Source organism: Dinoroseobacter sp. S76 (genome assembly GCF_049801095.1).
Taxonomy (GTDB): domain Bacteria; phylum Pseudomonadota; class Alphaproteobacteria; order Rhodobacterales; family Rhodobacteraceae; genus Dinoroseobacter.
In genome coordinates, this window is sequence record NZ_JBNAGH010000003.1 from 52,624 (window position 1) to 65,443 (window position 12,820).

At 64.7% G+C, this 12,820-nt stretch carries 13 protein-coding genes; 4 read left to right on the forward strand and 9 right to left on the reverse strand.

What is annotated here, in order from left to right; genetic code table 11:
- The first annotated feature begins 84 nt into the window (after window positions 1-84).
- Window positions 85-981 carry a LysR family transcriptional regulator gene (locus ACP153_RS09885; protein WP_424970826.1) on the forward strand — a complete coding sequence of 299 codons (897 nt, stop codon included), beginning with the start codon at window positions 85-87 and terminating at the stop codon, window positions 979-981.
- Between the two features lie 16 nt (window positions 982-997).
- Here the strand turns inward: ACP153_RS09885 and ACP153_RS09890 are convergent, their stop codons facing one another.
- The 3 genes from ACP153_RS09890 to ACP153_RS09900 form a co-directional block, all read right to left on the reverse strand.
- Window positions 998-1,594, reverse strand: a complete 597-nt coding sequence (locus ACP153_RS09890; protein ID WP_424970827.1) for a GNAT family N-acetyltransferase — start codon at window positions 1,592-1,594, stop codon at window positions 998-1,000.
- 64 nt (window positions 1,595-1,658) lie between these two features.
- Window positions 1,659-2,312 carry a hypothetical protein gene (locus ACP153_RS09895; RefSeq protein WP_424970828.1) on the reverse strand — a complete coding sequence of 218 codons (654 nt, stop codon included), beginning with the start codon at window positions 2,310-2,312 and terminating at the stop codon, window positions 1,659-1,661.
- A gap of 39 nt (window positions 2,313-2,351) precedes the next feature.
- Window positions 2,352-3,296 (reverse strand): homocysteine S-methyltransferase family protein, encoded by a 945-nt coding sequence (locus ACP153_RS09900; protein ID WP_424970829.1) that lies wholly within the window; start codon window positions 3,294-3,296, stop codon window positions 2,352-2,354.
- Between the two features lie 188 nt (window positions 3,297-3,484).
- Between ACP153_RS09900 and ACP153_RS09905 the strand changes: the two genes are divergently transcribed.
- Complete coding sequence (locus tag ACP153_RS09905; protein WP_424970830.1) at window positions 3,485-4,096, forward strand: TetR/AcrR family transcriptional regulator; 612 nt, start codon at window positions 3,485-3,487, stop codon at window positions 4,094-4,096.
- Between the two features lie 105 nt (window positions 4,097-4,201).
- Here ACP153_RS09905 and ACP153_RS09910 read toward each other — a convergent pair whose 3' ends face one another.
- Complete coding sequence (locus tag ACP153_RS09910) at window positions 4,202-5,098, reverse strand: LysR family transcriptional regulator (RefSeq protein WP_424970831.1); 897 nt, start codon at window positions 5,096-5,098, stop codon at window positions 4,202-4,204.
- 268 nt (window positions 5,099-5,366) lie between these two features.
- Here ACP153_RS09910 and ACP153_RS09915 point away from each other — a divergent pair, with 268 nt between their 5' ends.
- Both ACP153_RS09915 and ACP153_RS09920 read left to right on the forward strand, forming a co-directional pair.
- Entirely contained in the window at window positions 5,367-5,993 is a 627-nt protein-coding gene (locus ACP153_RS09915) for a glutathione S-transferase family protein (protein ID WP_424970832.1), read from the forward strand.
- A 60-nt stretch (window positions 5,994-6,053) separates the two neighbouring features.
- On the forward strand, window positions 6,054-7,685 hold the full coding sequence (locus tag ACP153_RS09920; RefSeq protein WP_424970833.1) for a pyridoxamine 5'-phosphate oxidase family protein: 1,632 nt from the start codon (window positions 6,054-6,056) through the stop codon (window positions 7,683-7,685).
- A gap of 24 nt (window positions 7,686-7,709) precedes the next feature.
- Here the strand turns inward: ACP153_RS09920 and ACP153_RS09925 are convergent, their stop codons facing one another.
- The 5 genes from ACP153_RS09925 to ACP153_RS09945 all read right to left on the reverse strand — a co-directional run bounded on the left by ACP153_RS09925 (window position 7,710) and on the right by ACP153_RS09945 (window position 12,820).
- Window positions 7,710-8,705 carry an ABC transporter ATP-binding protein gene (locus tag ACP153_RS09925; RefSeq protein WP_424970834.1) on the reverse strand — a complete coding sequence of 332 codons (996 nt, stop codon included), beginning with the start codon at window positions 8,703-8,705 and terminating at the stop codon, window positions 7,710-7,712.
- A 1-nt stretch (window position 8,706) separates the two neighbouring features.
- A complete protein-coding gene (locus tag ACP153_RS09930; protein WP_424970835.1) occupies window positions 8,707-9,735 on the reverse strand; it encodes a Gfo/Idh/MocA family protein in 1,029 nt (342 codons plus the stop codon).
- Window positions 9,732-10,571 (reverse strand): carbohydrate ABC transporter permease, encoded by an 840-nt coding sequence (locus ACP153_RS09935; protein ID WP_424970836.1) that lies wholly within the window; start codon window positions 10,569-10,571, stop codon window positions 9,732-9,734. Before ACP153_RS09935 ends, ACP153_RS09930 begins: the two co-directional genes overlap by 4 nt.
- Window positions 10,572-10,582: 11 nt before the next feature.
- Window positions 10,583-11,497: a carbohydrate ABC transporter permease gene (locus ACP153_RS09940; RefSeq protein WP_424970837.1), complete on the reverse strand. Its 915-nt coding sequence runs from the start codon at window positions 11,495-11,497 to the stop codon at window positions 10,583-10,585.
- 69 nt (window positions 11,498-11,566) lie between these two features.
- The gene (locus ACP153_RS09945; RefSeq protein WP_424970838.1) at window positions 11,567-12,820 is read right to left on the reverse strand and encodes an ABC transporter substrate-binding protein; all 1,254 of its coding nucleotides are present in this window, start codon (window positions 12,818-12,820) and stop codon (window positions 11,567-11,569) included.

Genomic DNA, 12,820 nt, shown 5'->3' on the forward strand with positions numbered 1-12,820 from the left:
CGTGATGTTGTCGGGGAAGTAGGGGTTGCGCTTCATGAAGAAAAATTCATTGTTCGCATCATTTCGTTCGATTAAAACGAATGGATGGCGGATCTCAATTACAATCACCTGCGCTATTTCTGGGCGGTGGCCCATGACGGAAACCTGACCCGCACGGCGTCGCGCCTAAACTTGTCGCAATCCGCGCTCTCGGTGCAGATCCGCAAGCTCGAAGACCGCATGGGGCATGCCCTGTTCGAGCGGCGGGGGCGCCAACTGCTGTTGACCGAGGCGGGTCGGATCACGCTGGATCATGCGGATACGATCTTTGCCACGGGCGACGATCTGCTCGCCACCCTGAACGAGACCGGCGAGGCGCGGCAGATCCTGCGGGTCGGGGCGCAATCCACGCTCTCCCGGAACTTTCAGATCGCCTTTCTCGACCCGGTTCTGCACCGCGAGGATGTGGAGGTGATCCTGCGATCGGGCACGGTTGAAGAGCTCTTTCGCGGGCTCGACGCGCTTGCCCATGACGTGGTGCTCACGAACCAGCCGCCGCTGCGCGATGCGGGCACGGCCTATCGCGCGCAGGAGCTTGGGGCCCAGCGCGTCAGCCTGATCGGCACGCCCGCCCGGGCCGGGCGCGACGGGGACAGCGTGGCCGACCACCTGGCGCGGCATCCGGTGATCCTACCCCTGTCCTCCAGCCTGATCCGCGTCGCCTTTGACGCCCTGAGCGCGAGGCTTGGCGTCACGATCCGCATCGCGGCGGAGGTGGATGACATGGCCATGCTGCGCCTTTTGGCGCGTCAGGATCTGGGCCTCGCGGTGCTGCCCCCGATCGTGGTGCGGGATGAGTTGCAGTCGGGCGAGCTGGTGGAACTCGCCCCCCTGCCCGAGATCCGGGAGAGTTTCTATGCCGTGACACGCCCGCGGCGATTTCCCAACCCGCTTCTGGTCGATCTGCTCAGCCAGAGCCCGTTGCGGGATCAGCTTCCCTAACCCCCTGGCCGCACCGCTATCCAAAGGTTTTCTTCAGGAGCAGAACATCGCCGGTGTAATAGGGCGGGCTGGGATGGAGACGCACGGGCTCGGAGGTCGCGAAGCGGTAGCCCAAGCGCTCATAGAGCCGGACCGCGCCCGTGTTCTGGCCATAGACCTGAATGCTCATCTCCGCGAACCCATGCTGCATAGCGCGGGCTTCGGCCTCGCGCAGCAGCGAGGCCCCGATGCCCTGCCCCCGCGCCTGATCGAAGACCGCGAGCGCATTGATGTACCAGGTCCCGACCGAGTGCTTTTCCAACGCCACGAAAGGCGCAATCGGGTCTGGCAAGTCATCCGGATCCTCTTCCGGGGCCTCGGTGATGGCATAGCTCAGCACCATGCCCAGCGGCGCGCCCCGGGCCTCGGCAACCATCGCATTGGTGTAGGAAAACCCGCCCGAGGCGCGCTTCGCCCGCTCGGCGCCGATCTCCAGCGGGGTCTGGCCCTCGGTACAGGCCCGGGTCCAGAGCCAGTTGGGGATCCCCTCCCCGGCGATATCGATCAGCCGCGCAAGGGTGGGCGCATCGTCGGGCGTGGCCGGGCGGATCAGAGGCGTAATGGTGTCGCGCATGGCGCATGTCCTTTCTGAGGCAGCAGGCCCGGGCGGGAGGAGCGCCCGGACCATGAGAGGGGGGTCACATGGCAGAGGCCGCAGGCGCGCTTGGCAGGGAAGCGTCGGCCTTGCGCGCAATGCCGCTCGCGTCTAGGGGCGCATCGACCGCCGGCACGCCGTCGGATCGGGACGCCTGATCCCAGCTCTCCTCAGGCAGTCGGAAGGTGATGTTCACGGTCATCTGCTCGCTGAACCCCAACAGGGTCTGCACCATGCCGCCGGAAGCCTCCGCATAGGCGCCGGTCGCGCCGGTGATCGCGCGCAGGTTCTCGACGCCGGTATCCACGATCTCGGTCCCTTGGGTGACAATCGTGTCGCCGCCTTCGAAGGCAAAGACCTGACGGCTAATGATCCAGACGCCGCTGGTGGCATTGGCGCCCTCACCGACGAAATACCCGTCACAGGTCCATTGGCCGAGCACGAGATCCGGGAAGGCCGGACGGCCATCGGGCAACACACCCGCCGTATCGGCCGCCAGCGTGCCCGCGGGATAGATATATCCCTGGCTGATGAAGGCATTGCCATGGGCGGGCATACCGCTCTCATGCAGCGGTGCATCCGCCATGAAAATGCGGGTGTGGTCTTCGGCCACGTCAAAGGCCGCAGGCGTGTCGGCCAGGACCAGACTGCCAAGCGCGAGGCTCAGCGCGGCGGAGGTCAGAAGGGTTTTCATCATGGGGGTGTCCTTTCTATTCATGATGTTACAGTCCGTTTTTCACGCGGCAGATCGGGCCGGATCATGACCCGCGATGCAGCCCAGATGGCGGTGATCGGTGCCACAGCAGCCCCCGATCACGCGGATGTTCGGCAGGCGCTCGGCCAACGCGGCACTGAGCGCGCCCAGCTCAACGGGATCGCCATCATCCAGCACCTCGGCGTTGTCGAGCTCAGCATGGCTCATGCGCGATGCGTTGGAGCGCAGCCCGCCAATCCGCTGGGTCCAGAGCGCGTTCGGGTCGAGCAGCGCTGCGAAATGGTCGGGATGGGCGCAGTTGATCATGTAGTAGAGCGCGCCCGCATCCGTGGCCGCATCCACCTCGGCAATCGCCGCTTCGAGAGGCTGGCCCGAGGGCAAACGGCCATCGGTCTCCAGGGTGAAGGCGATGACCACGGGCAGGTCAATCTCCTTGGCGGCCTGAACGATCCCGATCGCCTCCTCCGCGTGGGTGAGGGTCATGGCGCTGATCATATCGACCCCGGCCCGCCCCAATGCGTGGATCTGCGGCGCGTGGATCAGCAGGGCATCTTGCCGCGACAGCGTGGCATCGGTCGCGTAGGCGTCGCCCGCTGGCCCCACGAGCCCGTTGATCAGGATCGGAAGCTCCGGGGTTTCATGCTCGGTCCGCAAAGCCGTCACGAAGGCCACGGCGCGGGCATTGGTCTCCATCACCTCCTTGAGGGTCTGGCCCAGCGGTCCGGCCCAGGCCGCCCCTGCCCGCCATGTGGGCGCATCGAGGATAAACCCTCGTCCGCTGCGCCGCGCGATCCCGATGAACCGCTCGAAATAGGCGGTGAGATCTGCGCATCCCTGTGCTGTGTCCAAAAGCACCGCAGCCGAGAAACAGGGCAGCTCATAGCCCTTGTCGAAAATCATGTAGGTCTCCAGTCCCCCATCCGTCAGGAAGAACCGGTTTGTCGTGCCAAGCTGTTGAATTCGCATCCACGCTCTCCTTTTCCGTTGCTGGGAAGGGAGTAGCCCGGCGCGTGCCGACCGCGATAGTTGCCGCGTGGTCCGGTTGCCAGATGCAGATTTTCGACGTAATTTCAGTGCCTCAGTGGCGGGTCCGCGATCCGGCGCGCGCGCGGGTCGCTGTCAACTGGACTCGCAGTACAGTCGGGATTGAGAAGATGGATCAGAAAATCGACACCCGCGGCAGAATCCTCGACATCACCGAGGCCGCCGTGCTCGAAAAAGGGTTCGAGGCGACCTCCATAGACGAGATCGTCGCGGGGGCCGGGATTTCCCGGGGCGGGTTCTTTTACCATTTCAAGGACAAGAACGCCTTGGCCCGCGCCCTTCTGGAGCGCTACATCGAGGTGGAGAACGCGCTCTATGACGATCTCTTTGCCCGCGCGCGGGAGCTCAATGACGATCCGCTCCACTGCATGCTGATCGGGCTGAAGCTACTGGCCGAAATGCTCGAGGAAATGCCGACCGGGCATCCGGGTTGCGTGATCGCCTCGACCGCCTATCAGGACCGGCTGTTCGACGACGGGGTGCGGGAACTCAACCGACAGGCCATTCTCGGGTGGCGCAAACGGTTCCGCGGGATGTTCGAAGAAATTGCCGAGATTTATGCCCCGCGCGAGCCGGTGAACATGGACGCTCTGGGCGATATGGTCTCGGGCGTGGTCGAGGGAGGGCTTGTGCTGCAACGCGCCCTGCGCGAGCACAACAATGCCGCCGAACAGATCATGCTGTTCCGGACCTATCTGAAGCTGCTCTTCGCGCCGAAATAGCGGGGCTGGCGCGCGGGTATCCTCCGGCGCCGGGGACTGGCAGGCGCCGAGCCGGTCTGCTCGCCTTCGTCCCGGCAGGATCGCGTTGAACGAGACGGAGTGCCCCTAGTTCAGTACGGAAATCGCGCGCAGACGCGCCTTGGCGAAATCGACAAAGCTGCGGATCTTGGCAGGCGCGCGCCGCCCTTCCACATGGACGAGATGGATGGGCAAAGGCTCCGGCTCGTAGTCCTCGAGCACGGTCCGGAGGCTGCCCGCCTGCAAATCCGGCCCGATCTGGTAGGACAGAACCCGGGTCAGCCCCCATCCCCCGCGCGCAATGGCAATCGCCGCCGCCGCGCTGGACACCGTCAGGCGGGGCCGCACGCGCACGGCCTGCTGCTGGTCCAGCCCAAAACGCCAATCGGTGACCGGGCTGACGGGGGCGGCGGCGACAATCTGATGGGCGGCGAGATCGGCGGGGCTCTGGGGCACGCCCCGACGCTCCAGATAGGCGGGCGCGCCGCAAACGATGCGCCGCACACTGCCCACCCGCACCGCTGACAGACCCGAGGAGGGCAAGGGGCCGATCCGCACGGCCACATCGAACCCCTCTTCGATCATGTTGACGATCCGATCGACCATCAGCACCTGCGCCGAGACATCCGGATAGGTGTCGAGAAACTCGGTCAACACGGGCGAGACATAGATCCGTCCGAATTCGTTGGAACAGGTGATCCGCAACGTGCCAACCGGGCTCAGAGCCGCGCCCGCCGCCGCGTCATCCGCCGCCTGCATCTGCGCCAGAATGTGGCGCGCATCCTCCAGATAGGCCTTGCCCACCTCCGTCAGGCGCACCCGCCGGGTGGTGCGCGAAAAGAGCCGCGCGCCGAGCCGGTCCTCCAGCGCATTGACGCCGCGCGTGGCCGAAGGCGCGCTGAGCCCAAGGCTGCGGGCACCTCCGGCAAAGCTCTCGGCCTCGGCGACGGCAATGAAAACTTCGAGGCTTTGCAAGCGGTCCATCAGGCCATTCACATTGATTGACGAAATAATCTATTTTGAAATGCGTATATTCATTTGCCATTCAGCGCAATCTAGCTTGCAAACACAGGCCAAGCAGGCCTGCAACGCAACCTGACGAGACGCACACACCGCTCTGCCTGTCCGCCCCCAAGGGCCGACACGGCAGAGCCCTCGCACCACACAGAGCCCGGATCCCATGCTGCGCCGCCAGACCCCCGGCGTGGCACGACCCCCGCTCACCCTTCCTCTGGACGAAAGGACCCCTTCCATGACCTCCTCCGTAAAGCTCTACCGCAATCCGAAATCCGGCCATTGCCACCGGGTCGAACTGATGATGGCGCTGCTCGGCGTCGCCTATGAGACCGTCGATCTCGACATGGCCAACGGGGCCCACAAGGCGCCCGACTTCCTCGCCCTGAACCCCATGGGGCAGGTTCCCGCGATTGACGACGATGGGACGATCCTGTCGGATTCGAACGCGATCCTGACCTATCTTGTCCACCGCTATGGCGACGCCGAGACCTGGACCGGCAAAACCCCGGTCGAGAAGGCGGAGATCCAGCGCTGGCTCTCGATTGCCGCCGGTGAGATCGCCTCCGGCCCCGCCGCGGCGCGTCTGGTCAAGGTCTTTGGCGCCCCGCTCGATCACGGCGCGGCCCAAGCCAAGGCGCACAAGCTCTTTGAGGTGATGAACGCGGCCCTCGATGGGCGCAGTTTCCTCGTGGCCGAACGTCTGACGCTCGCGGATATCTCGGCCTATAGCTATGTCGCCCATGCGCCCGAAGGTGGGGTCGCGCTGGACGACTATCCGAACATCGCCGCCTGGATCGCGCGGATCGAAGCACTGCCGAACTTCATCGGAATGGCGAAATCGCCGATCCCCGCCGCGGCCTGAGCCGCCCCCGGCACGGCCCGCGATGGGCCGTGCGCCCCTCCGATCTGAAAGGACAGTGCGATGTTGACGGACCAATCTCCCTTCCATGCGGGTGAGCGCGCGGCCCAGGCCCGTGTGGGCATCACCGGTCTCGCCCAGCGCGTGGCAGGCTTCGTGCGCCCTTTCATGCCGGAGCAGCATCGCGCGTTCTTCGCCGCGCAACCCTTTCTCGTGCTCGCCGGGGCGGATGCGGAGGGGCAGCATTGGGTGACGCTGCTTGACGGACCCGAGGGGTTCATCACCTCGCCCGACCCGACAAGCCTCGCCATCGCCGCGCGGCCGGATCCGCAGGACCCGCTGGCCGAGACGCTGGGGCGCGGTGCGGATATCGGGGTGCTCGGCATTGAACTGGCCACGCGCCGCCGCAACCGGATGAGCGGGCGCATGCGCCAGAGCGCAACCGGCTTCGAGATCGAGGTCCGGCAGAGCTATGGCAATTGCCCGCAATACATCCATGAGCGCCGCTGGCATCGTACCGCCCCGCGACCCGCGCCGCGCGCGCGCGCCGCTCAGGCGCTGAGCCCAGCGCAGACTGCCCGCATCCGCGCCGCCGATACGCTCTTTCTGGGCACGGGACAGGCGGGCGTGGCGGGCGCGGCTTCAGACGGGTTTGACGCCTCCCACCGGGGGGGGGCGCCCGGCTTTGTCGAGGTCCTCGACCCGACCCATCTGCGCATCCCGGATTATGCCGGGAACAACTTCTTCAACACGATCGGCAACCTTCTGGAAAACCCCGCGATCGGGCTGGTCTTCGTGGATTTCGAGACCGGTGGCCTGCTGCATCTCACCGGGCGGGCACGGATCGACTGGGACGCGCGAGGCAGCGATGATCCCGGGGCGCAGCGGCTCATCGACGTGGAGGTTACCGGCGTGCTCGACCGGCCCGAGGCCCTGTCCCTGCGCTGGCACAAGGATGATGCGGATCTGCGAAGCCTCGTGGTGCTGGACAAGCGTCCGGAGACGGCGGAGATCACCTCGCTCTATCTGGCGGACCCCCAGGGGGCGCCCCTGCCCCAGTTCGAGGCCGGGCAGTACTTGCCGGTCGAACTGGACATCCCCGGCCATCGGGGCGCGGCCTTGCGGAGCTATTCGCTCTCCGGTGCGCCGGGGGCGGGACATTACAGGCTGAGCATCAAGCGCGAGGCGCGCGGGCTGGCCTCCCGCCATGTGCATGACAGCTTGCGGATCGGCGACCGGATCAAGGCGCGCCGCCCGGCCGGGGACTTCACGGCCCCTGCGGGGACAGATCCTCTGGTCCTTGTCAGTGCCGGCGTCGGCCTGACCCCCATGCTGTCCCTGCTGCACGCGGCAGCCTTGGCGCAAACCGACCGCCCGCTTTGGTATGTCCATGGGGCGCGGGACGGGGCGCATCATGCCATGAAGGACGAGGTGGCGGGGCTTTCGGCGCGCCTCCCGGGACTGCGGACGCGGACGTTTTATAGCCAGCCGCGCGGGTCAGACCGGCTCGGGACAGACTACGACCAGAAAGGGCGCGTGACAGCGCAGGCTTTGCGCGATTTGCGCGCGGGTCCGGCAGCGCATTACATGCTCTGCGGCCCTGCAGCGTTTGTGTCCGAGATCCGCGCCGGGTTGGAGGCCACAGGGACTTCTCCCGCGCATATTCACGCGGAGACCTTCGGCCCTACAGCCTAGCGCCGCACCAAGCGCGCGCGCCGATCAGGGCAGGCGCGCACCGTCGCGATCAAACGCATAAGTGCTCTCGGGGTTGAACCCAAGGCGCAGGGTTTCGCCCGCCGCCACCTGATGCTGGCCAAAGAGGCGCGCGGTGATCTGGTGTGCGTCCTTATGGGCGATGACATTGGTGTCGCCGCCCAGATGCTCCACATGGCTGACCTGCACCGCAAGCGGTCCGTCATCGGCAACGAACAGGTCTTCGGGCCGGATCCCCATGGTGCGCGTATCCCCTTGGGTCAGCAGGTCCGCCGGGAAGAAGTTCATCGAGGGCGCACCGAGAAACCCCGCGACGAACTGATTGGCCGGGTTGTTATAGAGCTCCATCGGGCTGCCGATCTGCTCTACCCTGCCATCGCGCAGCACGACGATCTTGTCGGCGAGGGTCATCGCCTCGGTCTGGTCATGGGTGACATAGATCATCGAGGCCCCAAGCTGGCGGTGCAGGGTCGCGATCTCCAGCCGGGTGTTCATCCGAAGGGCGGCGTCGAGATTGGAGAGCGGCTCGTCAAAGAGGAAAAGCTGCGGCTCGCGCACGATCGCGCGCCCGATGGCCACGCGCTGGCGTTGCCCGCCCGACAACTCGGAGGGGTAGCGGTCCAGATAGGGCTCGAGATTGAGCATCCTCGAGGCCTTGGCCACCCGCTCTTCGATCACGGATTTCGGCTGACGCTCCTGCTTCAGGGCGAGGGTCATGTTCCCCCGCACATTCAGATGCGGATAGAGCGCATAGCTCTGGAACACCATGGCAATGCCCCGCTTGGAGGGCGGGGTCATGTTGACCTGCGCGCCGCCGATATGGATCTCGCCGGAACTTGCATCCTCGAGCCCCGCGATCACGCGCAGCAGGGTGGACTTGCCGCAGCCGGAGGGGCCGACGAAGACGACGAACTCGCCTTCCTCCACCTCGAGGCTGATCTCCTTCAGGACATGCACCGCGCCAAAGGACTTGTTCACGTTTCTCAGGGACAGCGCCGTCATATCAGGTCTCCTCAAGCGAAATGGGCTGGCCGGTCCGGATGCTTTCATCGGCGGCAAGACAAATGGCGAGCGAGCTCACGGCGTCGCTCATATGGCGGGTCAGGTCGATATCTTCGGCAATGGCGCGCAGCATATAGGCCTGCTCTGCATCGCAGAGGGCCTGATGGCCCGGCTCGTCGGGCATCTCGACCCGGCGGTCGCCTTCGAGCGTGTGTACGAGGATGCCGCCGACCTTGGTATGACCATCGATATCCGACGAGGCGCCGGGATTGCCATCGGTGATCGAAACCGCGCCATTGGGGCTGATGATGTCCTTCACGAAAAACGCGGTCTCGGACATCATCGGACCCCAGCCCGCCTCGTACCAGCCAACCGAGCCATCGGCGAAGGTCACCTGAAACTGGCCGTAATTATACATATCCGGCGCGATCTCGTCGCTGAGCCGCAGCCCCATTCCGTGAACCCGGGTCGGCGCGGCATCGGTGATCTGGCACATGACATCCACGTAATGGACGCCGCAATCAACGATGGGCGAAGTCGTCTCCATCAGAGCCTTGTGGACCGCCCATTCCGCGCCGGAGCTTTGCTGGTTGAGGTTGAGGCGGAACACATATGGTCCACCCAGCCCGCGCGCCTCTTCGATCAGACGGACCCAGGACGGATGGTGTCTCAGGATGTAGCCCACCACAAGCTTGCGTCCGGTCCGGGCGGCTGTCTCTGTCACCCGGCGCGCTTCGGCCACGGTCATGGCGAGGGGCTTTTCGACAAAGACATGGGCGCCCGCCTCCATGGCCGCGACGGCGTAATCCGCATGGGTGTCCGTGTAGGTCGCGATTACGGCGAGATCGGGCGCGGTCTCGGTCAGGGCTGTCTCGAAATCCGTGAAGATCGGATAGCTCGCCAGATCCGGGTGATCCACCTCGCCGGAGCGGTTCACGAGCCCGACAATCTGCGCCTCAGGGTGGTGGTGATGGGCCAGCGCATGGCTCAGCCCCATATTCCCAAGCCCGGCCACCAGCACCCGGATCATTTGACCGCTCCCGAAGTCAGACCACGGATCAGCTGCCGCGAAAAGATCACATAGAGCACCAGCACCGGCAGGATCGCCATGGAGAGCGCCGAGAGGACTGCGTTCCAGTCGGTCACGAACTGGCCGATGAAAACCTGACTGCCGAGGGTCAGCGTCTTGGTCTCCTCCGCCGGGGCGAGGATCAGCGGGAACCAAAGGTCGTTCCAGATCGGGATCATGTTGAACACCGCCACCGTGGCCATGGCCGGACGCACCAGCGGCAGGACAAGCCGGAAGAAGATCGTGTACTCGCTCAACCCGTCAATCCGGCCCGCGTTTTTCAGATCATCGGAGACCTGCCGCATGAACTCGCTGAGGATGAACACCGCCAGCGGCAGACCCTGGGCCGTGTAGACGAGGATCAGCGCCCAGAGCGTGTTCACCAGCCCCGTCGCCACCATCATCTCGAGAATGGCGACGGTCCCGATCCGGATCGGGATCATGATCCCGAGCGCGAGATAGAGCCCCATCAGCATATTGCCGCGAAACCGGTACTCGCTGAGCGCATAGGCGGCCATGGCCCCGAAGAGCAGCACAAAGAACAGCGAGGCCACGGTGACGATCATCGAGTTCTGGAAATAGAGGAAGAAGTCCCCCTGCTTCATCACCGTCTCATAGCCGATGGTCGAGAAGCTCTCGGCATCGGGCAGGGCCAGCGGCTCGCGGAAAATCGAGCGGCGCTCCTTGAAGGAGTTGATCAGGATGACGAACACCGGAAAGAGCGCGATCAGCGTGTAGAGGATGAGCGCCCCGTGCATCAGCACGGCGTTGAGCGGGTTGGAACGGGCTGTGGTCATGATCCGGATTCTCAGAGCTGATAGCGGCGCATCCGGGTCTGGATGCCGAAGAGGTAGATACAGACCCCCAGCAGGATGATCGCGAACATGGCCCCGGCGATGGCCGACCCCATATGCGGATCGCCAAGCTGCAGCTGGAAGCCGAAGAAGGTGCGATACATGAAGGTGCCGAGAATATCGGTCGAAAAGTCAGGCCCCGCCAGCGCGCCCTGAGCCGCGTAGATGAGGTCGAAAGCATTGAAATTACCCACGAATGTCAGGATCGAAATGATCCCGATCGATGGCAGGATCAGCGGCAGCTTGATCTTCCAGAAGGCCGACATGCCGGTGATGCCATCAACCTCGCCCGCCTCCAGGATCTCCTCTGGGATCGTCAGCAAGGCCGCATAGATCAGCATCATCGGAATGCCCACGAACTGCCAGACCGAGATCAGTGCCAGCGTGGTCAGGGCGTATTCCTCCTTGCCAAGCCAGGGCGCAAAGAGCGACTTCAACCCCACCGCATCCAACATGCCGGGCGCGATGCCCCAGATCGGCGACAGGATGAGTTTCCACGCGAAACCGACGATCACAAAGGACAGGATCGTGGGGATGAAGATCGCCGAGCGGTAGAGGGCCGCAAAGCGCAGGCGCGGATGGCTGAGCAGCGCGGCCAGCGCGATCCCGATCGGGTTCTGCACCAGCATATGGATCACAAAGAACCAGAAGTTGTTGCCCAGCGCGTTCCAGAACTGCTCCGCCCAGATCGGATCGAAGAACAGCGTCCGGAAATTCTCCAGCCCGACAAAGACCCGCTCCTGTTCGATCCGCGTGTAAAGCGCGAGCCGCAGCGTGTTGAACAGCGGGAAGATCATCACCGCGGTGTAGACAAGGACAGCGGGCGCAAGAAACACCACGATATGCCAGCGGAAGCGGGCTCGTTGCATGGGTCAATCTCCGGGAGGAAGTCCCCCGGGCGCTGAGATGCGCCCGGGGTTGCGTGCAGCAGTGGTGGCTTACTGTTGCGGCTCGTACCAGCTGGCCAAGCCGGTCTGCAGCTCCTGGCCAAGCTCTTCGGGGCTTGCCGTGCCCTTGATCGCCGCGACCGAGGCGCCCCAGGTCTCGTTCTCGAGGTTCGGGGTGCCGCGCGACAGGATCTGATAGGTGGAGCGGATTGTGCTTTCGCACTCGCCGCGCCAGCTGACGAACTCCGCCGCGAGCGGGTCGGAAATCTCGACCGGGGTCGAGGAGAGCGGGAAGAAGCCCGGCAGCGCGTTGGCGAAGATCTCGGCAAATTCCGGGCTTGCGACCCAGGCCAGGAACGTCTTGGCGGCCTCGGCATTCTCGGATGCGGCGTTCATGCCGATGCCGATATCCGTGTGATCCGAGATGTAGCAGGTGTCGCCCGCGTTCTGCACGGGTGGCTTGAAGGCACCCATCTCGAAATCGGCCAGGTTGTTGAAGCCCGACACTTCCCAGGACCCGGCCGGATAGATCGCCGCGCGCCCGAGGGTGAAGATGTTCTGGCTGTCGGGATAGGTCTGTGCCTCATAGCCATCGCCCAGATAGGCGCCCCAGCGGGATAAGGTGGCGTAGGGCGCGGTCCAGGCCTCGTCCGTGAGCTTCTGCTCGCCGGCGATCAGAGCAAGACGACCCTCCTCGCCCTTCCAGTAGTTCGGGCCGATATTGTTGTAGCCCATGGTGGCCGCTTCCCACTGGTCATTGGTGCCCATGGCCATGGGGATATAGCTGCCATCTTCCTTGATGGTCTCGAGCGCGGCAAAGAACTCGGCCTCCGTGGTCGGGACCTCGATCCCAAGCTCGGCGAAGGCCTCCTTGTTGTAGATGAAGCCGTGGATCACCGAGGCCATGGGGACGCAGAAACTCGCGCTGCCATCATCGCTCTGCCAGGCGGATTTCGCCACATCCGAGAAATTGTCCATGGCGCCAAGATCGCTGAGATCCGCAAGATGTCCCGCCTCGAACAGGGCCAGAGAGGCGTCAAAGGGACGGCAGGTGATCAGATCCCCCGCCGAGCCCGCATCGAGCTTGGAGTTCAGCACGGCGTTGTATTCCGCCGGGGCCGAAGGGGTGAAATTGACCTTGATCCCCGGATGCTGCGCCTCGAAGGCGGGAATGATCTTGTCCTGCCAGAGCGTCAGGTCGTCATTGCGCCAGCTCTCGATGGTCAGGGTGACGTCCTGCGCCTGCGCGCCTGTCGCCACAAGCGCCGTGGTCAGCAGCGCCGCTCCCAGTCTTTTGCGTGTCAT